General features: G+C 35.0%; 18 protein-coding genes and 1 pseudogene. 7 read left to right on the top strand and 12 right to left on the bottom strand.

Annotated features, from left to right (window positions below; translation table 11 throughout):
- From JCM9157_RS10860 to ku, 3 genes are all read right to left on the bottom strand, one after another.
- On the bottom strand, positions 1-752 hold a 752-nt coding region (locus JCM9157_RS10860; RefSeq protein ID WP_035664656.1), incomplete at its 3' end, for a CheR family methyltransferase.
- Positions 753-770: 18 nt separating this feature from the next.
- Positions 771-3,482, bottom strand: coding sequence for a response regulator (locus tag JCM9157_RS10855; protein ID WP_035664654.1), 2,712 nt, complete (start codon positions 3,480-3,482; stop codon positions 771-773).
- Positions 3,483-3,693: 211 nt separating this feature from the next.
- Positions 3,694-4,560 (bottom strand): non-homologous end joining protein Ku, encoded by an 867-nt coding sequence (gene ku / locus JCM9157_RS10850; protein WP_035664651.1) that lies wholly within the window; start codon positions 4,558-4,560, stop codon positions 3,694-3,696.
- A 123-nt stretch (positions 4,561-4,683) separates the two neighbouring features.
- On the opposite strand from ku, the gene JCM9157_RS10845 reads away from it, so the two are divergent.
- Entirely contained in the window at positions 4,684-6,513 is a 1,830-nt protein-coding gene (locus JCM9157_RS10845) for a DNA ligase D (RefSeq protein WP_369384727.1), read from the top strand.
- A gap of 55 nt (positions 6,514-6,568) precedes the next feature.
- Here the strand turns inward: JCM9157_RS10845 and JCM9157_RS10840 are convergent, their stop codons facing one another.
- Positions 6,569-7,240 (bottom strand): NAD(P)H-dependent oxidoreductase, encoded by a 672-nt coding sequence (locus JCM9157_RS10840; protein ID WP_035664648.1) that lies wholly within the window; start codon positions 7,238-7,240, stop codon positions 6,569-6,571.
- Positions 7,241-7,444: 204 nt separating this feature from the next.
- On the opposite strand from JCM9157_RS10840, the gene JCM9157_RS23975 reads away from it, so the two are divergent.
- The 3 genes from JCM9157_RS23975 (at position 7,445) to JCM9157_RS10830 (ending at position 9,003) form a co-directional block, all read left to right on the top strand.
- Positions 7,445-7,585, top strand: a complete 141-nt coding sequence (locus JCM9157_RS23975) for a YjcZ family sporulation protein (RefSeq protein WP_081734138.1) — start codon at positions 7,445-7,447, stop codon at positions 7,583-7,585.
- Between the two features lie 367 nt (positions 7,586-7,952).
- The gene (deoD, locus tag JCM9157_RS10835) at positions 7,953-8,654 is read left to right on the top strand and encodes a purine-nucleoside phosphorylase (protein WP_035664647.1); all 702 of its coding nucleotides are present in this window, start codon (positions 7,953-7,955) and stop codon (positions 8,652-8,654) included.
- Positions 8,655-8,796: 142 nt separating this feature from the next.
- Complete coding sequence (locus JCM9157_RS10830) at positions 8,797-9,003, top strand: alpha/beta-type small acid-soluble spore protein (RefSeq protein ID WP_035664645.1); 207 nt, start codon at positions 8,797-8,799, stop codon at positions 9,001-9,003.
- Between the two features lie 91 nt (positions 9,004-9,094).
- Here the strand turns inward: JCM9157_RS10830 and aroD are convergent, their stop codons facing one another.
- Positions 9,095-9,880, bottom strand: a complete 786-nt coding sequence (aroD, locus tag JCM9157_RS10825) for a type I 3-dehydroquinate dehydratase (RefSeq protein ID WP_035664643.1) — start codon at positions 9,878-9,880, stop codon at positions 9,095-9,097.
- Between the two features lie 237 nt (positions 9,881-10,117).
- Here aroD and JCM9157_RS10820 point away from each other — a divergent pair, with 237 nt between their 5' ends.
- Positions 10,118-10,669: a shikimate kinase gene (locus JCM9157_RS10820; RefSeq protein WP_035664641.1), complete on the top strand. Its 552-nt coding sequence runs from the start codon at positions 10,118-10,120 to the stop codon at positions 10,667-10,669.
- A gap of 295 nt (positions 10,670-10,964) precedes the next feature.
- Here the strand turns inward: JCM9157_RS10820 and JCM9157_RS24630 are convergent, their stop codons facing one another.
- The 3 genes from JCM9157_RS24630 to JCM9157_RS10810 are packed head-to-tail and all read right to left on the bottom strand — an operon-like array spanning position 10,965 to position 11,693.
- A complete protein-coding gene (locus tag JCM9157_RS24630; RefSeq protein ID WP_156321486.1) occupies positions 10,965-11,132 on the bottom strand; it encodes a hypothetical protein in 168 nt (55 codons plus the stop codon).
- Positions 11,133-11,180: 48 nt separating this feature from the next.
- On the bottom strand, positions 11,181-11,474 hold the full coding sequence (locus JCM9157_RS10815; RefSeq protein ID WP_035664638.1) for a spore coat protein: 294 nt from the start codon (positions 11,472-11,474) through the stop codon (positions 11,181-11,183).
- A 15-nt stretch (positions 11,475-11,489) separates the two neighbouring features.
- Positions 11,490-11,693 (bottom strand): hypothetical protein, encoded by a 204-nt coding sequence (locus JCM9157_RS10810; protein WP_035664637.1) that lies wholly within the window; start codon positions 11,691-11,693, stop codon positions 11,490-11,492.
- 186 nt (positions 11,694-11,879) lie between these two features.
- On the opposite strand from JCM9157_RS10810, the gene JCM9157_RS10805 reads away from it, so the two are divergent.
- Together JCM9157_RS10805 and JCM9157_RS10800 are read left to right on the top strand one after the other, a co-directional pair.
- A complete protein-coding gene (locus JCM9157_RS10805) occupies positions 11,880-12,794 on the top strand; it encodes a PucR family transcriptional regulator (protein ID WP_035664636.1) in 915 nt (304 codons plus the stop codon).
- Between the two features lie 111 nt (positions 12,795-12,905).
- Positions 12,906-14,003 (top strand): ABC transporter ATP-binding protein, encoded by a 1,098-nt coding sequence (locus JCM9157_RS10800; protein ID WP_035664630.1) that lies wholly within the window; start codon positions 12,906-12,908, stop codon positions 14,001-14,003.
- Between the two features lie 48 nt (positions 14,004-14,051).
- Here JCM9157_RS10800 and JCM9157_RS10795 read toward each other — a convergent pair whose 3' ends face one another.
- The 4 genes and pseudogenes from JCM9157_RS10795 to JCM9157_RS10780 form a co-directional block, all read right to left on the bottom strand.
- The gene (locus tag JCM9157_RS10795; RefSeq protein ID WP_035664626.1) at positions 14,052-14,813 is read right to left on the bottom strand and encodes a fumarylacetoacetate hydrolase family protein; all 762 of its coding nucleotides are present in this window, start codon (positions 14,811-14,813) and stop codon (positions 14,052-14,054) included.
- A gap of 83 nt (positions 14,814-14,896) precedes the next feature.
- The gene (locus JCM9157_RS10790) at positions 14,897-17,074 is read right to left on the bottom strand and encodes a malate synthase G (protein ID WP_035664623.1); all 2,178 of its coding nucleotides are present in this window, start codon (positions 17,072-17,074) and stop codon (positions 14,897-14,899) included.
- A 213-nt stretch (positions 17,075-17,287) separates the two neighbouring features.
- Positions 17,288-18,046 carry an IclR family transcriptional regulator gene (locus tag JCM9157_RS10785; protein WP_035664621.1) on the bottom strand — a complete coding sequence of 253 codons (759 nt, stop codon included), beginning with the start codon at positions 18,044-18,046 and terminating at the stop codon, positions 17,288-17,290.
- Between the two features lie 260 nt (positions 18,047-18,306).
- Positions 18,307-19,274, bottom strand: a pseudogene (locus JCM9157_RS10780) (sugar phosphate isomerase/epimerase family protein).
- Positions 19,275-19,307: the final 33 nt, after the last annotated feature.

The raw sequence follows: 19,307 nt of genomic DNA, 5'->3' as shown, positions 1-19,307 counted from the left end.
TTCGTACACATCAGACTATCATAAAACAGATCATATACTCTGTTGGTTAACTGTTTATTAAAATAAATTAGTACATTTCTACAAATAATTACTTGAAATTCATTAAAAGAGTGGTCTGTCACTAAATTATGATGAGCAAAAATGATATTTTTCTTTAGAAAAGGATTTAATGTTACATAGTTATCTTTCACCGTGTAATATTCAGAGAACTCCTTTGTTCCACCTGCTTGTTGATAATTCTTCGTATATTGTTTCATATGATCAAGCGATATTTTTCCAGACTTTGCTCTCTCAAGAATATCTTCATCCATATCGGTTGCGTATATTTGTGTTTTTTCGTATATACCTTCTTCATGTAGCAAAATAGCCATTGAATAAGCTTCTTCTCCAGAAGAACAACCTGCATGCCATATTCTAATGTAAGGTAGTTCCCTTAAAACAGGAACCACCTTTGAACGAAAGACTTTGAAAAAACCTGGATCACGAAACATTTCCGTTACATTAATTGAAAAATCTTTAAGCAGAACTTTCATTAATGCAGGTTCACGCAAAAGCTTGGATTGAAATTCTGAGATTGTGTTCATCTCTTCAATTTGCGCTCTGTACCAAAGTCTTCTTCTTATCGAAGAATAAGCATAATTTCTAAAGTCATAACCGTATTTTTGATAAATAGCCTCTAATATAAGCACAATCTCTATTTGTTCTGTTTTTTCATCTTCATTCTCTGTTTGATTCTGCAGCAAATGATTCATTTACTACAACCCCCTACTTTACTTGTACAACCAAACCTTAATTAAGGATAGTAATTGTTCCATATTAACAGGCTTACTAATATAATCAGAAGCTCCTGCTTGAATACATTTCTCTCGATCATTTTTCATTGCTTTTGCCGTTAATGCAATAATTGGTACTTCGCCCCATTGATGATCTTGTCTAATTGCTTGCATCGTTTCATAACCATTCATTTCAGGCATCATGATATCCATTAATATGATGTCAATGTCAGTCTCCTTATCAAGGATATTAAGAGCCTCCTTACCGTTTTCAGCAAACACAACATTCATATTGTGCATTTCCAACGCCGCTGTAAGAGCGAAAACATTTCTCATATCATCATCAACAACCAAAACCGTTTTGTTCTCAAGTTCACCCCGATTTTGAATTGGTTCGCTGGTTAAGTTCTCGAGTATTAAAGGATTTGTTATTTTTTCTGTTTCGTCTACTACTTCTAATTCCTTCACTTCTTCTTTTGTTACTGCAACTTCTTGGAGGACAGAAAGATCATTTAAATCCGGAATGTGTAGAGTGAAGACACTTCCTCTCCCCTCTACACTTTCAACTTCTATATAACCACCAAGCAACTCTGAAAGTTCTCTACTAATTGATAAACCTAAGCCAGTTCCGCCATATTTTCTCGTGATCGTTCCATCTTCTTGATAAAACGCCTCGAAAATTTGTTGTTGCTTTTCTTCTGAAATACCGATTCCTGTATCTAAAACAGAGAAAGAGATTTTCATTCCTTGCTTTTCTATTCCTTTTTTCACATAAAGCTCGACGCTTCCTTTACTCGTAAATTTGAAAGCATTAGACAATAGATTTTTTAAAATCTGCTTTAACCTTTGATCATCTGTAAAAATATAAGCTGGAGCTTTTTCATCCACTCTTATTTTGAAATCAATATTTTTCTGATTGGAGATCGGCATGAATTGTCTTTTTACAAAAGCCTGTACATCTTCAACTAAGACTTCTTCTGGATAGATATCTACTTTTCCAGATTCAATCTTAGATAAATCAAGTATGTCATTTATCAGCTCAAGCAGGTCTTTACCTGAAGAGTAAATTGTACTTGCATGTTCAACTTGTTTCTCCGTCAAGTTTCCATATTGGTTCTCTGCAAGAATTTGAGACAAGATTAACATACTATTTAAAGGTGTTCTTAGTTCATGAGACATATTCGCAAGAAACTCTGACTTATACCTAGAGCCAAGCTTGATGCTTTTATTCTTATCTTCTAAGTCTTCTTTGATCTTCTCTAGCTCTTTCTTTCTAGCATCAGATTGTTTATACTGTTCGTGCAATTGCTCATTGATTAATCTTAGTTCTTCTTGTTGCTGCTGCAACTCTTCTGATTGCGTTTGGAGTTCTTCTGATTGAGTTTGCGACTCAGCTAGCAGTTCTTCAATTTTCATGTGATCAAGAATTCGTTCAATACTTGTTCCAGTCACTTTACAAACTTGTTCTACGATACTAATTTCAGATTTAGAGAATGATTCAAATTTTGCTACTTCTAAAACTCCTAAAACTTCCCCTTCAAACTCAATGGGAACTAAAAGTAATGAAGTAGGCGTTGCTTCTCCAAGACCCGATTGGGTAGAGATATAACCCTTTGGCAAAGGTTCAATATACATGGAATGACTATCTGCGGCACATTGTCCTACTAATCCATGACCAAACTCAACCGTTAATTCCGGTTCAATAGACCCATTTGATGTTGCATAAGTAGCAATTCGTTGAAGCTTCTGAGATTCATCTTTTATATATAAAACCCCATGAGTGGCCTTTACAAATTGAGCAATATTTATCATGAAAACATTTCCAAATTCACTTAAATCTGCTATCCCTTGGAATTTCATCGCGATTTCAGCATAGCGAGTCTTAATCCAGTTTTCTTCTTTCAATTCATCCGCCAACTGCTTCTCGTTTATAGATAATTTCTCTAAAGAGGCTGCCATTTCATTATAAGCAATTGAAATATCACCAACCTCATCTTTAGAAGTAACAGCAATACGGGGTAACTGTTCAAGGGAATGTGATGGAACGCTTGTAATAACTTTACGAACGGTATTAATACTTTTCGTAATATTCTTAATCGTTATGTATGTGATAATAATAACAATAGCGATAGACAAAATAATGAAAATTGTCAGGATGAGCATTGCATATTCATAGGCTTCTGTTGATTCCTCGTAAGTTGTAATCATCACCTGTTCTTCTTGACTTACTAGCTCATCGACTTCTTGCAGAATTTGCTGCCTTATATTTTGATTCAATAAAAACTCCGAAGCAGCTTCATTGCCTTCATTCATAGCAGTCATCATTACAGTTAGGATCATATCAGTATAGTTACCATGACTTGTTTGAATGGAAGCAATCCTTTGTAACTTCTCGCTATCGCCTATAGACATTTGTTCTAGGGTTTGAAACGTTCCTCCAATCCCCTGCAATGACTCATTTATTAACGTAATCTTTTCATTCTGTTGTGATTCTGAAGTAGTTAACAGAAGTTCCCGAACTTCTCTTGCAATAAAATTCGTTTCATTTTTAATTTGTTCAGCAACCATAACCCTTGCATAATTTTCGGCAATCAGATTTCTCATCGTTTCATGTTGTCTATCCATCGTAAAAATGACAGTAGCACTTAAAGCTAAGATAATTAAAGTAATGGTACCTAAACTGATAATAAGTTTTGTTTTTAATTTCATTATGTTTACCCTTCTCGAATATGACTTTCATTCTAAGCTTTAAATACCATTTTACTATATTTAGTATATCTAAACTACAGAATTAGACATTTAATTTAGACAAAACTAGTAATCAACACGAAAGGACACTGAAAAGGTCTTACTTAATTTTCAGTGCCCTACGATAGTGATCTATATTTTTATAGAAGCGTATTTCGTTTCCAAGAGTGAATTAAGCATTTTTTAAAGCAGTCGTTGTCTTTTTGTCATTTGTAGATTTTGCAGCTACAGGTTTTCTTTTTCTTGTAGTTGTTTTTTTGGTTTTTGTTTTATCGAGTGAAGCCTGAAGAGCAGACATTAAATCTGTAACATTTGACGTCGCAGCAGGCTGCTTTTCTGTTGTTGTAACGGTTTCTTTGCCCGATTTCTTTTCTTCAATTAAATCCATTAGAGCTGTCCGATAATCATCGTTATATTTTTCAGGATCAAAAGTTGTTGTGAGTTGGTCCACGAGCATTAAAGCTGTGTCGAGTTCTTTTTGAACAACAAGTTGCTCTGCTGGTACATTAGGGACTTCGTCCACATTCCGAACCTCATCAGGAAAATGGATCGTTTCCATTAATAAAGTATCCTTATAAACACGAACGACTGCAAGCTGTTCTTTTGAACGAATGATGATTTTGGCTATGCCTATTTTCCCCGATTCAACTAGAGCTTTTCTTAATAAGGAATAAGCTTTAGCACCACCATTATCAGGAGCAATAAAATAGCTTTTTTCAAAATAAATTGGATCTATTTCTTCTAATTTCACAAAATCTACAATCTCAACTGCTTTATCTTCATTCTCTTTTTTAAGTTTTTCTAGTTCTTCATCATCCAAAATAACAAATTTATTTTTGGCATACTCGTATGCCTTCACGATATCTTCTGTTTTCACTTCTTTATCGCAGCCGGGACAAACTTTTTGATAACTTATTGGTGTATGGCATTCTTTGTGTAATTGTCTTAATTTAATGTCTTTGTTTTCGGTAGCTGTATGAAGTTTAATTGGAATATTAACTAAACCAAAACTAATACTCCCTTTCCAAACTGTATGCATTTTTCTTCACCTACTTTTTTACTTAATGTGCAATCAAAATGCGAAGATTATGTATGGTAAAAGAAAAAGTGAAAAAGCTAAGTAATACCATTTTTAAGAAAGTAGGTTTTCCTATTGAAACCAATGCTGTTGTCACCCGCAACAGAATACCCTATAGAAAAAGGTTGGCTATATGAAACCAAATTTGATGGGTTTCGCTGCTTACTTCATTGGGTTGAAAAAGAGCCTCAACTAATTAGTCGTAATGGCAACAACTTAAACGCTCAATTTCCAGAAATCATAAGCTACTGTGAGAGCATTTATCACGAAATAAAGTCGGATCTACCTTTAATGTTTGACGGTGAAATGGTTTATCTCACTAATAACTTTCAAAGTGATTTTACTCAGATTCAGCTACGCGGACGTATGAGAACCAAAAATGTTATAAAGGATCATGCTAAGCGTTTCCCTTGTCATCTTGCTATCTTTGATCTCCTTCTATACAAAGGTCAGAACTTTGAAAACAAACCGTTCTCATATCGAAAACAAAAACTTCAAAATCTGTTTACCAAGTTACATTTGCCCATTTCTATATCTTATGAAAGTCAAGATCGTCTTCAGATGATTCAAGCAATAGAAGACGGAAAGTCTCTCTGGAATTTAATAACGACACATAACGGGGAAGGCATGGTCGCTAAAAGAGAATCTTCTGTCTGGGAAAGTGGAAAAAGAACTTCTAATTGGTTAAAAGTGAAAAATTACCGGTACATATCTGTTTGCTTAACCAAATACGATAAAGGAAATGGTTATTTTCACGGATCTGTATTCAAAGAAGACCAATTAACTGAGGTTGTAATTTTTCGGCATGGATTAACAGATGAAGAAGAACAGACACTTCTTACTTTTTTTCAACAAAACGGGGAACGAACTGCACCAAATATTTGGCAATTGCAACCTTCCATCTGTGTTGAAGTTGCTTGCATTGATTTTGATGGAAAGCAGCTCAGAGAACCTAAATTTCATGCTTTTAACTTTGAGTTAGAACCAGCTGATTGTACTTGGCATTCCCTATTAAGAAAAATGAATCCACTGCCAGAAACAATTAATATTACACATCCTGATAAACCTATTTGGCCAAATCTAGACATTAATAAAGACCAATATTTGTATTATTTGCAAAAAGCAGCTCCCTTTCTACTTCCATTTTTGAAAGAACGACTTCTGACTGTCATTCGCTTTCCACACGGAGCTAATGCTGAACAGTTTTATCAAAAACACTGCCCTGACTACGCTCCTACATTTGTTAATACTGAATTAGTCGATGATATTAACTACATTTTATGTAATGATATTGAAACTTTACTTTGGCTTGGCAATCAACTTGCTCTTGAATTCCACATTCCTTTTCAAACAAGAAAGTCTGAAAATCCTAAAGAGATTGTGTTTGATTTAGATCCCCCATCTGTAGACGAATTTTCTTTAGCTATAGAAGCTGCATTGCAAATGAAGGCGATATTTGATCAGTTTGATTTACAGTCATTTGTTAAAACATCGGGAGGTAAAGGGTTACAAGTATACATTCCTTTACCAGAACAGAACTATTCATACGATGAAACAAGAGTGTTTACAGAGTTTGTTTGCCGTTTTCTATGTGAACAAAGCCCGAAATGGTTTACGACAGAGCGTTTGAAGAAAAATAGAGGTAATCGACTTTACTTAGATTACATTCAACATGATGAAGGAAAAACCATTGTTTCCCCCTATTCTCCAAGAGGAAGTGCATTAGGTCAAATTGCTACACCATTAGAGTGGAGTGAAGTAACATCCCAGTTAACTCCTGCAATGTTCACAATTCCTGCTGTTATTAATCGCTTAGAAAAGATAGGAGATCCCTTTCAAAAACTGCGAAGCATAAAAGAGCAACAAGCTTTCGGAAAAGTGTTGAATCAACTGTCTGAATTAGTTGCAAAATAAAAAGACGGTCATCTAAAGAAGGTCCAAATACAGACTTCTTAAGATGACCGTTATTTTATTTAATCCATGTCACAATTTCGGCTATTTGTTTCCTAGTTTTAGGACGTGGTTCTTCAAGGCGATACCCAAAAGCTGCCATGACTGAAATATCAAAAGACCCATCTTCTAGTAGGCCTTGCTCATTTAAAAATTGATGGACAAGCTTAAAATTAAATCCTTCAATTGGACATGAATCTATTCCAATTTGCGCTGCAGCTGTCATCATGTTAGCTAGCGCAATATAAGTTTGTTTACAAGACCAGTCATACAAGGCACGCTCACTTTCTAACAAGCCAAAGTTTTTTTGAAATGTACCATACCTTTCAGAAATATCGTCAAGTAACTCTTCTGGAATTTCCTTGACCGTCTTTAGATGTTGCCTTATGTATTCAGAGTTATATTTCACATCTTTTCCTGTTCTGGCAAGTATGAGAACAAAATGACTTGCTGTCGGTAATTGACCACCAGCTCCCCAAGCTATCTCTATTAATTTTTCTCTCCACTCTTCATTTTGTACGATAATAAACTTCCAAGGTTCTAAACCGATTGAGCTTGGTGACAACCTTGCCGTTTCTAAAATGAATTCGAAATCCTCATTAGCAATCTTTTTACTAGCATCGAATTTTTTCGTGGCATGTCTAAACTGAAAAGCTTCAAGTATTTTTAATTTTATGTTTTCCTGATTCATACTCCATCTCCTTTCTTTAATTTGGTCGTATCCTATCATAACTGTCACCGAAAAAACAATTGAAGCGTTTTAAGGATGTTTTTCATCACAATGTGCACCAACAAATATCTCTATTTATCTCATTAAATTCCACTAATACCTAGCTCAGAGTTCACCATTTGTGCATATGGTGTAGTAAATCCACTTTTGAAAGGTGGTGTAGAAATGGGTTATTACGGTCCTTGGTACGGAGGCTACGGATACTGTTGCCCGACTGCACCTAGGCATGGGTCAGGTTTAGGATTTGCTCTCATTGTAGTGCTAGTCATCCTGCTCATAATCCTCGGTGTAAGTTGGTATAGATAGGTAACTATGATTTATGGAGAGATATATTAGAGGTGATTCAAAGGAGACCTTCTTATGAATCACCTCTTTTAGTCATAAGCTCTATCGGTCTAATTCCATTTTAAACGAAAGGTAAGATCCAATTAAAAAGAAAATTGAGCCGATTAGAAGGAGTGATTTTGAAACAAACGTTAAATCATGATTCATCTTTGCTCAGTTCCTTTCTATACAATATTGATTTATCTTATGTGAAAAAGGGAAAGAAAGTTCTTTTTCCCCTAAAGTTACGATCTAGATTGTAAGACTTGTCTTACAATTTGAACGAATACATGATTATGTTATAGTAATGATTGTTAGAACTATTTAGTATAAGGATGGAGGGCATCTAATGAGCGTACATATTGGTGCAAAACAAGGTGAAATAGCGGAGACAATTCTACTTCCAGGAGACCCGTTACGAGCAAAATACATTGCAGAAACTTTTCTAGAAGATGCAGTTTGTTACAATGAAGTTAGAGGTATGTTAGGTTTTACGGGTACATATAAAGGAAAAAGAATCTCTGTACAAGGAACAGGAATGGGAGTTCCATCTATCTCGATTTATATTAATGAACTTATGCAAGAATATAATGTTCAAAATTTAATTCGTGTAGGAACTTGTGGTGCCATTCAACAAGATGTAAAAGTAAGAGATGTTATTTTAGCTATGAGTGCTTCAACTGATTCACAAATGAATCGCCTTACTTTTGGCGGTGTGGACTATGCTCCAACGGCAAATTTTGATCTACTGAAAAAAGCGTATGATGTTGGAACTGAAAAAGGACTTAATCTTAAAGTCGGGAACGTTTTTACAGCAGACATGTTCTATAATGATAATTCTGAACTCGAAAAGTGGGCTAAATACGGTATTTTAGCAGTTGAGATGGAAACGGCCGCTCTCTATACAATTGCAGCTAAATTCAATAGAAATGCTTTATCCGTTCTTACTGTAAGCGACCATATCCTTACAGGGGAAGAAACAACATCAGAAGAAAGACAAACTACGTTTAGTGACATGATGGAAGTCGCACTTGAAGCTGTAACAAAATAGTAATAAAGTCAAACGGTCACTGGTTTAAAGCCAACGGTGACCGTTATCTATTTAACCTATTACTACATTTTGTTCAATGAATGTATAAAGGGTTGATCTAGTGACATACTAATTTTGAAAACTTACAAAGAGGTGATTAGATATGGCACAGAACAACAACAACAACAACAACCTTTTAGTACCTGGAGTAGAAGAAGCTCTTGACCAAATGAAATACGAAATCGCACAAGAGTTTGGTGTTCAACTTGGCGCCGACACTACTGCACGTGCGAACGGTTCCGTTGGTGGCGAGATCACAAAACGCCTTGTTCAAATGGCTGAACAACAGTTAAACGGATCGAGATTCTAATAAAAATATAACTTTTTGCCCACACCCACTCCATTAAGAAAGCATCTTAGATTAGCTAAGATGCTTTTCTTTGACTTTTCACACACCGTGACTATAATGAGTGGTTCAACGATCGCTGAACAATTTTTATGACTTGTCTAACATCCTCTATTGGAATTTGCCCTGGGGCTGAACTTGCATAACCAATACCAAAAGTGATACAGGATCCAAATGCAAATCCAAACATTCTAGTTATAGAACCAAGAGGACCCATTGAAATCGTTATTAAAGGTATAGCCGTTGACTCATTTGCTTCTTGAGTAACCTCAAGTAGGTGAAGAACGTCTTTCTCGTCTTGGGCCATAACTGATATTTTTGCTAGATCTGCTCCAAGTAGCTCCGCTTCCACGCACTTTTCTAGTAAAGTCGGGAGCGCTGGTGTTGCTTGAAAGTTATGATAAGATAATATTAATAAAACTTGATGTTTTTTTGCGATATCTCTAACTTGAGTAATTTCTTCTTTGTTATGGAATAATTCGAGATCAATCAAGTCAATTTGTCCACTAGCGCAAACAACATTCATAATCTCTATCTTTTCTTGTACAGTTAAAGAAATAGCTTGTCCTCCTTCTTTTTCGGCTCTTATTGTAAATAATAGAGGAATTTCTCCAATTGCATTTCTAATTGAAGCTAATGTCTTTAAAACTAACTGTATATTTTCCAACCGTTCGTAATAGTCTGCTCGCCATTCAATAATGTCTGGTTCTTTTTTCACAAGTTCCAAAACAGTTTCAATTAGTTCATCGTGAGTTATTCCAACTAAAGGAACACAAACACTTGGATTTTGGGCACTTATTGTTCTACCTTTTACTAAAATTTCCTTTTTGTTACTCATCATTAATCGTTGCCCCTTATTCTACTAGATTTCTTAACTATCTCTTTTTTGATTCTTCCATCATAATTCAAACCTCTTACCCAATCAATATTCATCTCATAAATCATACCGATAAAATCATAACATTTTAATAATTCATTTTATTTTTACATCTTTTTAAATCTATATTATACTTTGATAAGACTGGTTTCGCATCTATAAAAGGATCATTAAATAAATTTGAAAGAGAGTTTCTATTTTATGCAAAAAGAATTCGTTCCATCAAAAGATAAAAGTATTGTATTCATAGGTTTTATGGGTGTTGGAAAGAGCACAATTGGGAAATTAGTAGCTGATCAACTATTAAGAAGTTTTATTGACCTTGATTGTGAAATTGAAAAGGAATTCGGTATGGAAGTCTCTGAAATTTTCAGCAAATATGGAGAAAAGAAGTTCCGGGAGAAGGAGAAAGAACTTATCTACAAGTATTGTACTGACAATTCTAACGTTATTTCTTTGGGTGGTGGAGCTTTTTTACAGGATGAAATAAAAGATCTTTGTTTAAAAAACTGTATGGTTATTGCACTAGATATGTCTTTTGATAATTGGCTTAAAAGGTTTCATCTTATTGTTGATAGTCGACCAGTTCTTCAAGGGAAATCAATGACAGACATTGAAGAGTTATTTTATAAAAGACAAGAAATGTATTCAACCCATCATTTGAAAGTATCTGTTGATAACCTTGAAGCCAAAGAAGTAGCACAATACATTTCCAGCCTATTGGTAACAGCATGGGAGAAAAATGCACTTTAATATTATATCGACGAAACTGACCGTTTGCCGAGTTTAGCTGGTCAGTTTTTTTGTGCTATTCTTGTTCCCATTTACACCCTCCCCTCCCTTTTACTTGCATTGTTGTAAAGGAGCTTATTTAATTTGAAAATACAAAAAAGACGAAACGCATCTCGTCTTTTTATGGAAAGCTGTTTTTAAATAATTGTTTTTTTGATTACTTACGTGTCCTTCACATGTTAGACCCCATTTGCGCTCACTTCATCACAGGAAAATTATTTTCTTAGTAACTCTCTTAATGAACAGCCTAATGGATTTATTTTTTAGAGTAAATATCCCTACCTTCTGCACCGACTGAAATTCCTGAATTTCTGCTATCATTTTGATGTTCTTCTCCTAATTTCGGTTTCTTTGCTCCTTTTAGATGAGGAGATTTATGTTGCTGTTGTACTTTATTAAATTGTTCAAAGTCTTGATTTACCATATCCCTAACCAACCTCCGTTTCGCAATTTAGTGTTATACAATCGTTGCTCATGCATTGTGATCTGGGTGCAAATTATTTTGCATAAACTCTTGAACCTTTGTGACTTGTTCGGCACTAGCTTGATCTGTTTTATACCAACCTTTACTACTCATTAGCTCATAAAGGCTAACTTGATTTTGGTCAGCCGATTCGAAAAATGTTCGATACAAATCACGTAATTCAGTATGACTTGTTTCTAACATGGTATTCCCAATACTTCTACAACGTCCTTTTTCTAATTCCAAACAGAGTTGTAGCATCTCACGATCGGTTAAGCCTCTCTCGTTTATATTATTTGGCACAGCCAGTCCCCCTTGTTATTGAATCATTCTTGCTTGATTAAAATACTGCGACAACTCTGCAATATTCAATTGATGAGTTTCTGCAATTTGTTCTAATAGGTCTCGTATTTCCTGGTCATCACAATTTGAAGCACACCAATTAATGGTTTTAGCCGTAATTTCTTCTGAGCGAATCTCATCTTCAATAAAGGAAAGCTCTTTTGTCGTTAATTGGGTCATTTGATTCCACCTCCTAGATATAGCTATTACATAAATAGTATTGAAAGATTAACTAAGGATTATCCTTTCAATTAACTTCTGCATAAAGAAAAAAATTTATCAAACGATAAGGGTTATGATATCCTTAAATGACAAGTACTTGTTTTGCAAGTTCTTTAAAAATCAATGTATCGAGAGGACTTCTTTATGTTAGAAAAGCTTAAAGAACATTTTGGAAATAAAATAGTTGTACATAGTAGCGAATTTGAATTTAAAAAAGAAGATTATTATTGGTTTAAAACACCTGAACAAATTACAGTAGGTTTTCCAAATGAACAACTGACAGATGATGAAATCTCTTTATTAAATTTGTTTCTCTCTCCCATTACCTTTCACAACAGCTTTGAATTAACTTCAAATGAGGAAAAATATTGGTCTTCTATTCTATTCGATACCGAATATAACTCGAACGACTCAAAAAATCTTAGTGATCATTTTAGGTTTACACACTTAAAAATAAAAGGCGAAGTATCAGAACCAGATTCTTTAGTTGAGGCGATTAAAAGTTTGTATCCAACCAAAACCATTATTTTATGGGTAACTGGATCGGAAGCTGTAATTATAGATCTTGAACCGACTATCACCGATCAAATAGATAATTTACATGAAGCAATTGCCGATACGATTGCAAGTGATTTTTATATAGATCTTTCTTTATATATAGGTTTAAAAAGTACAAGCATACAAGAAGCTAGAGAACGTTATGATTGGGAAAAGGATTGTTTTGATAAAATTAGACAATCATTCAAAAAGAAAATTTACATTGGTGAAGAAATGATCCCCCACCTTCTTTTGTACGAAGCTAATTCTATAAACTTAAACCAAATATCAAAACAGCTTCTTCATAATGTTAAAGACGATAAGGATCTTATTAAAAGTATTAGAGTTTATTTAGATTGTAATATGAATATTTCACTCGCTGCTAAAAAGCTTTACCTTCACCGTAATACATTACAATACCGAGTAGAAAAATTCATAGAGAAAACAGGAGTAGACATTAGACATTTTAACAATGCCGTCTCTATTTATCTCGCTCTTCTTTTTAACGATTCTAGTAAATAATGCATTGTGCACAAATACAATGCATTATTTTTTATGCACATTTACAATATACGAAAACGCTTACTTCGGTTACACTAACATCATATTAAGAAATTAAAGGAGCGATAATAGATGGGTGAAATTAGATTAGAAAACGTATACAAGATTTATGATGGTGATGTTACTGCGGTAACAGATTTTAATTTACACATTCAAGATAAAGAATTTATCGTATTCGTTGGTCCTTCTGGTTGTGGTAAATCAACTACATTACGTATGATTGCAGGCCTAGAAGAAATTTCTAAAGGGGATTTATACATTGGCGACCGTCGTGTTAACGATGTTGCTCCAAAAGACCGTGATATCGCAATGGTATTCCAAAACTACGCTCTATATCCACATATGAATGTATATGACAATATGGCTTTTGGTCTTAAACTTCGTAAGTTCAAAAAAGATGAAATTGATAGACGTGTTAAAGAAGCAGCAAAAATTTTAGGTTTAACTGAAATGCTTGATCGTAAGCCAAAAGCAATGTCTGGTGGTCAACGTCAACGTGTGGCACTAGGAAGAGCGATTGTACGTGATCCACAAGTTTTCTTAATGGATGAGCCTTTATCTAACCTTGATGCTAAGCTACGTGTTCAAATGCGTGCTGAGATTGGTAAATTACACCAACGTCTACAAACGACTACAATTTATGTTACTCATGACCAAACAGAAGCAATGACAATGGCTACTCGTATTGTTATTATGAAAGATGGTATTATTCAACAAGTTGGAACTCCAAAAGAAGTTTATGATAATCCTGATAATGTTTTCGTTGGTGGATTTATTGGCTCACCAGCTATGAACTTTATTAAAGGAACTTTAACAGATGGTTTCTTCTCTCTTGGTAAAGTAAAAATTAAAATTCCTGAAGGAAAATTAAAATTACTAAAAGAAAGAGGTTACGCTGGAAAAGAATTAATTCTAGGTGTGCGTCCTGAAGATATTCATGATGAATTACTTTTCCTAGAAGCTTCTCCTGAAACAAAGATTAATGCAACAATTGAAGTAGCAGAATTATTAGGGGCGGAATCTTATCTTTATTCAAAAGTGGAAGGTCAAGACTTTATCGCTCGCGTTGATGCTCGTTCAGATTTCCATAGTGGCCAAAAGATTGATTTAGCATTCGATATGAATAAAGTTCACTTCTTTGATGTTGAAAGTGAATTAAGAATTAACTAATACTAAGAAAGCCTCGACAACTCATGTCGAGGCTTTCTACTATTTATCCTATTTTCCTTTAACAAACGAATTTCGTAAAATTCCTATTTCTTTTATTTCACACTCAATACGATCATTTTCAAAAGCAAACTCTGCCCCCACCGGACTGCCAGTTAAGATAACATCACCTTTTTTTAGTGTCATCACATTTGAGAGGTAAGAAATCATCTTTCTAATAGGCACAATCATCAGATTTGTAGAGCTATTTTGTTTTTCGATACTATTCAACCTAGCCTCCACCCTTACCGAAAATGGATCGAGTTCTGTTTCGATGTAAGGCCCAAGTGGTGTAAAAGTATCAAATGCCTTTCCTATCATCCAGTGTCCAGCCTCGTGAAAAAATTGTGGTGCTGTAACATCGTTAGCGACTGTATAACCAAAAATATAATCTAGTACATCTACTTCAGCTACATTTTTAGCCTCTTTCCCAATGACAATTGCTAACTCAGATTCAAATTTCACTTCATTTAATGAATTAGGAATGACAATCTTTTCTTCTGGTCCAATAATGGAAGAAGTTGGTTTAAAGAAAAAAACAGGTATATCGGGTAATACTTTTGGTAACTCTTCTGAAACAGATACGTAATTCGCTCCAATTCCAATAACTTGATTTGCTTCAATTGGTGCCAGTAATTGTACATCATCTTCCCGGAACACTTTACCTGTATATGTCCATGTATCAAATATATCTCCAGTAATCTCTTTCAGTCCCTCTTCAGATAGAATTCCTGTATATATAGTTGATTCATATTGAAATCTAGCAAATTTCATTTATAAAGTCCTTTCGTTATTGAGGTGTGAGTATTTAATCTTAATTCGGTACTCTAATGCATATTTTTTAGAGGAGTTCTAATCTAAGCCTTTAGCTTAATCTTAGCTTTAGCCTCTTGACGACGGCGATGTAAAATTGGTTCCGTATAACCGTTAGGCTGTGCGCCTCCTTCAAAAACTAGTTCACATGCAGCTTGAAATGCTACAGAGTCATCATAATCTACTGACATTGCTTGATATTCTGGATCACTAGCATTTTGTTCATCAACTACTTTTGCCATTCGTTTTAGCGTTTCTAGCACTTGCTCTTCGGTCACTACATTATGACGAATCCAGTTGGCCATATGCTGACTTGAAATTCGAAGTGTAGCTCGATCTTCCATCAAGCCGATATTATTAATATCAGGCACTTTTGAACATCCAACTCCTTGATCGACCCAACGAACAACGTAACCAAGGATTCCTTGTGCGTTATTATCTAGCTCTTGTTGGATTTCTTCTATACTCCAATCTAAATCCTCAGCTATCGGTAAAGCTAAAATATCATCGCGCAAGTCCAATACTTCTTTTGCTAGCTCATTTTGGACATTTGCTACATTTATTTCATGATAATGAAGGGCATGCAATGTAGCTGCAGTTGGTGAAGGAACCCAAGCTGTATTGGCTCCTGCTTTTAAATGGCCACCCTTTTGCTTTAACATTTCTGCCATTAAATCTGGCATCGCCCACATTCCTTTACCGATCTGAGCACGCCCTTTTAAACCGGTCGCTAGACCAATATTAACATTTGATTTCTCATAACCAAGTAACCATTTGGCAGCTTTCATTTCGTGCTTACGAATTACAGGACCAGCCTCCATAGAAGTATGAATTTCATCACCTGTTCGATCTAAGAACCCTGTATTAATAAATACAATTCGATCTTTTACCTCTCGAATACAAGCTTTTAAATTTAATGTTGTTCTACGTTCTTCGTCCATCACACCAATTTTCAATGTATTGCGTCTTAGTCCAAGCATATCTTCCACTCTATCAAACAATTTATTCGCAAAAGCTACTTCTTTTGATCCATGCATTTTCGGTTTAACGATGTAAATTGAACCTTCTTTAGAGTTATTTTCACTTTCTCTTAAAAGGTCATGTTTACCAATTAAACTAGTAATAACCGTATCTAAGATCCCCTCAGGGACTTCCTGACCAGCCTCATCTAAAACTGCGTTACTCGTCATTAAATGACCTACATTACGGACAAACATAAGTGAACGTCCTGATAAAGTGATTTCTTCTCCATTAACTGCTGTGTAGACACGATCGGAATTTAACGTTCTAGTCATTGTTTTATTTCCCTTAGTAAACGTTGCCGTTAAACGTCCATTCATTAATCCTAACCAGTTACGATACACGACTACTTTATCGGTTGCATCTACAGCTGCAACTGAATCTTCACAGTCCATAATAGTAGACAGTGCAGCTTCCATAAGTATATCTTTCATCCCTGCTTTATCTGATTTGCCAATTGGATCGTTACGATCAATTTGTATTTCAAAATGTAGACCATTGTTCTTAAACAAGAGAGCAGTTGGTTCAAGAGCTTTCCCCTGAAAACCTACAAAGCGTTCAGGAGATCGTAAAGTAGTTGTTTCTCCATTACTAAGAGTTACGAAAAGTTCATCGTCCACAACAGCGTAGTTCTTAACTTCCACATGCGTTTGTTTGACCAATGGTAACACTTGATCTAAAAATGCCTTTGCAAATGAAATGACTTTTTCACCACGAATTGGGTTATACAGCTTTTGACGTTCAGCCCCGTTTTCCTCACTTATCGCATCTGTTCCATACAATGCATCATATAAACTTCCCCACCGAGCATTAGCAGCATTGATGGCATATCGAGCATTATTTACTGGCACAACTAACTGAGGCCCCGCTTGTAATGTAATTTCGTTATCTACATCTTTAGTCATAACTTGAAAGTCTTCTACTTCAGGTTCAAGATACTCAATTTGCTCTAAGAAAGATTTATAAGAATTAAAGTCAAAATTACTTTTATTTTTTTGATGCCAAGAATCTAGCTGTTGCTGAATTCTTTCTCTAATCAAAAGTAATTCCCTATTTTGAGGTGCTAATTCTTTCATAAGTGTTTCTAATCCACTCCAAAATTGGTTGCTAGTAAGCCCGGTATTAGGTAAAGCTTCTTCATTAACAAATTGATAAAGTTCAGAAGCTACTTGTAACCCTTTAACTTTCACGTAATTTGACATTTTCCATCCCCCTTAATTAATACCATCAGAATCGTTTCCTATTAGGAAACGGTGTTTCTTCTATTGATTTTAGCGTATCATGCTAACGCTCTCATTTCAATCATTTATTTCCAAAAATATTCAATTGTTCAAAATCCTCTTTAGATTTTATATCTGCAAAAGAGTTCAAATCGGTATCCTTGGATTACGGTAAGGAAACAAGCCAACATACTGCTAGCTTGTTTGAATGTAACCTAAACGTTTTGATATTTTTTTGCCTATTTCTTTAATAAAAGGACTTAAACTTTCCATTCTCATCTTTGTAAGTCTTGTTGATGGTCCAGAAATACTAACAGCTGCCGTAATTTCTCCTCTGTTATCAAAAACAGGTGTTGCCATGCAAGAAATACCTGCTTCATTCTCTTCAATTTCCATCCCGTACCCTTGTTTTTTGATTTCTCCTAAAGCAGCAAGAAATTCTACTTTATCCGTAATCGTGTTCTCAGTATGTTTAGGTAAACCAAACTTTTCTATAATGGCTATTACTTGATCTTCAGGTAAAAAAGACAATATAACTTTCCCAACACTAGTACAATGCATTGGAGCACGTCTACCTACTTTTGAGTGAGTTCGTAAGGTTTCGCTGCCTTCCAATTTCTCAATATAGATGACTTCACCTTGATCAAAAACAACTAAATGAATGACTTCATTTGTGAGTGATTCTAATTCTTCCAAAAATGGTTTTGCTTCCTTTCGTATATCAATCGAATCTAATAAAATAGAACTTAGTTCAAGATATTTATAACCAAGACGATACTTTTTTGTTTCAACATTTTGTTCAATATAACCATGATTGACTAGTGTACTTAGTATTTTATAAATAGAGCTTTTATTAAGGTCCAGGGATGCTGCTAATTCTGTGACTCCCCGACCTTCCTTTGTTTGACTCACCAAGTTAATAATTTGAAGCGCTCTGTCTACTGATTGAACCATATATATCCCCCATCAGAAAAAATGACTATTGCTATTATCATAACACTTATTTAATAAAAAAAGCCGCTTTCATACACTTTATTGCTTTTATGGCTTATGTTTCCTTGAGATATATGTTCCGTTGCGTTCCGGTTACAACTTTGTAAACAAATTAATAAAGAAGCAAGCGAACAATGAAAAAAGCGCGAAGCCTAAGCAATTTCTGTTGAAATGCTTTGTAACTTCGCGCTTAATATGATGTGATTCAGTTTTTTCTTTTATTATACCCACCACATGTCTGATGGTTGTTCTTCGATTAAAATTGAGTTAAGGTTTTTCACTGCTCTAGCAAAGCCTTCTTCAATCGACATAATCGGATCTTCATGTTCAATACTTACAACATAATCATAGCCATATGTTCGAAGTGCACTGATCATATCAGACCATTCTTGAATACTATGTCCACACCCGACTGAACGGAATGACCAAGCTCTCGTTCGAATCTCTCCGTAAGGTTGCATGTCCGTTAAACCGTACATATTAACATTATCTTGGTCAATATACGTATCTTTTGCATGGAAATGGTGGATCGCATTAGCTTTTCCTAATATTTTAATAGCTGCAACAGGGTCTATACCTTGCCACCATAAGTGACTCGGATCAAGTTAGCACCAATAGCATCACAAGTTGCCTCTCTTAATTTTAAAATCGTGTGAGGGGTGTGTACTAAAAACCCTCCATGAAGTTCTAAGCCAATTTTAACGTCATGATCTTTAGCAAATTGCCCCCATTCCTTCCAGTAAGGAATCAGTTTTTCTTCCCACTGCCATTTTAAAACATCACCATACTCATTTGGCCATGGTGTTACCGGCCAATTCGGATATTTTGCCCCTTCATGGTCTCCTGCAGTTCCAGAGAAACAATTGACTACTGGTACACCCATTAGACTTGCTAGCTTAATGGTCTTAACTAATGCTTCATGTGATTCTTTTGCAAATGTTTGATCAGGAGATATTGGATTTCCATGACAACTGAAAGCACTAATTTCTAACCCTCGCGATGTCACTTTTTCTAAATATTCCTTCCGTTTCTCTTCACTTTCTAATAACGCATCAATATCGCAATGTGCATTACCAGGATAACCACCCGTACCAATTTCTACAGCTTTTACTCCAGCCTCTTTAACATAATCTAACATTTCATCAAGGTTTTTCTGTGAAAATAACACAGTAAATACGCCTAATTTCATTGTCATCCTCCTTATATTTCATTTATCAAGACT

The organism is Halalkalibacter akibai JCM 9157, from assembly GCF_000513135.1.
Classification (GTDB): Bacteria; Bacillota; Bacilli; order Bacillales; family Bacillaceae_D; genus Halalkalibacter; species Halalkalibacter akibai.
Note: the sequence above shows the minus strand (reverse complement) of the source record. Positions and strands in the feature narration are given on the sequence as shown.

Excerpts from the sequence above, each read along its gene's own strand:
- ku (WP_035664651.1), bottom strand. The coding sequence starts at position 4,560 with ATGCATACAGTTTGGAAAGGGAGTATTAGTTTTGGTTTAGTTAATATT.
- JCM9157_RS10820 (WP_035664641.1), top strand. The coding sequence starts at position 10,118 with ATGCAAAAAGAATTCGTTCCATCAAAAGATAAAAGTATTGTATTCATA.
- JCM9157_RS10800 (WP_035664630.1), top strand. The coding sequence starts at position 12,906 with ATGGGTGAAATTAGATTAGAAAACGTATACAAGATTTATGATGGTGAT.
- JCM9157_RS10795 (WP_035664626.1), bottom strand. The coding sequence starts at position 14,813 with ATGAAATTTGCTAGATTTCAATATGAATCAACTATATATACAGGAATT.
- JCM9157_RS10855 (WP_035664654.1), bottom strand. The coding sequence starts at position 3,482 with ATGAAATTAAAAACAAAACTTATTATCAGTTTAGGTACCATTACTTTA.
- JCM9157_RS10805 (WP_035664636.1), top strand. The coding sequence starts at position 11,880 with ATGTTAGAAAAGCTTAAAGAACATTTTGGAAATAAAATAGTTGTACAT.
- deoD (WP_035664647.1), top strand. The coding sequence starts at position 7,953 with ATGAGCGTACATATTGGTGCAAAACAAGGTGAAATAGCGGAGACAATT.
- JCM9157_RS10845 (WP_369384727.1), top strand. The coding sequence starts at position 4,684 with ATGCTGTTGTCACCCGCAACAGAATACCCTATAGAAAAAGGTTGGCTA.
- JCM9157_RS10830 (WP_035664645.1), top strand. The coding sequence starts at position 8,797 with ATGGCACAGAACAACAACAACAACAACAACCTTTTAGTACCTGGAGTA.
- JCM9157_RS10810 (WP_035664637.1), bottom strand. The coding sequence starts at position 11,693 with ATGACCCAATTAACGACAAAAGAGCTTTCCTTTATTGAAGATGAGATT.
- JCM9157_RS10840 (WP_035664648.1), bottom strand. The coding sequence starts at position 7,240 with ATGAATCAGGAAAACATAAAATTAAAAATACTTGAAGCTTTTCAGTTT.
- JCM9157_RS23975 (WP_081734138.1), top strand. The coding sequence starts at position 7,445 with ATGGGTTATTACGGTCCTTGGTACGGAGGCTACGGATACTGTTGCCCG.
- JCM9157_RS24630 (WP_156321486.1), bottom strand. The coding sequence starts at position 11,132 with ATGGTAAATCAAGACTTTGAACAATTTAATAAAGTACAACAGCAACAT.
- JCM9157_RS10790 (WP_035664623.1), bottom strand. The coding sequence starts at position 17,074 with ATGTCAAATTACGTGAAAGTTAAAGGGTTACAAGTAGCTTCTGAACTT.
- JCM9157_RS10785 (WP_035664621.1), bottom strand. The coding sequence starts at position 18,046 with ATGGTTCAATCAGTAGACAGAGCGCTTCAAATTATTAACTTGGTGAGT.
- aroD (WP_035664643.1), bottom strand. The coding sequence starts at position 9,880 with ATGATGAGTAACAAAAAGGAAATTTTAGTAAAAGGTAGAACAATAAGT.